Source organism: Arthrobacter sp. Y3223164 (assembly GCF_059091005.1).
This window is the reverse complement of record NZ_JBNHGF010000804.1, coordinates 1-540: the sequence shown is the minus strand read 5'-3', so window position 1 is coordinate 540 and position 540 is coordinate 1. Positions and strand designations below refer to the sequence as shown.

The window sequence follows — 540 nt, the reverse complement described above, 5'->3', positions numbered from 1 at the left end:
GGCGCCCACCGCGGCGGCCAGGGACCCGTGGGCGGCCACCGAGGCGCGCAGGCCCGGCATCACCGAGTCCACGTCCAGCACATCCGGATCCGCCGAGTACACCCCGCCTGCCACCGGCGCGACCAGTTTCTGCAGCACGGCATCACCCATCCGGGCGCGCACCAGCTGGCCCAGGCTGAGCTGCTCGCGGCGCAGCAGCGAACCCAGCGGCATGACCTTGTCGCCCGAGGCGCGCAACGCCGCCCGGCGGCCGATGGCACGCACCACGTCCGGGTCGGAAGGGTCTGCCGGGATGCCGAGCACGCCCGTCTTCGGGAGCCGTTGCGCACCGTCCGGCAGCTGGATCCAGGCGCCGGCCGGGTTCGGCTGGACAATGTCGTTGCCCAGGCCCAGTTCGCCGATCAGGTCCGGGACCACGCTGGAGCGCGTCGCGAAAGATTCGGCGCCGGCGTCGAGCATCAGCCCGCCCACCTCATGCCGGACCACGCAGCCGCCGAACCGGGGGCCACGCTCCAGGACCGTCACCTCGACGCCGGCCAG

At 73.9% G+C, this 540-nt stretch carries 1 protein-coding gene; it reads right to left on the bottom strand.

The window, feature by feature from the left end:
• Positions 1–540, bottom strand: a 540-nt coding sequence (locus AC5RUJ_RS18110) for a protoporphyrinogen/coproporphyrinogen oxidase (protein ID WP_494156501.1), incomplete at its 3' end; no start/stop codon positions are given.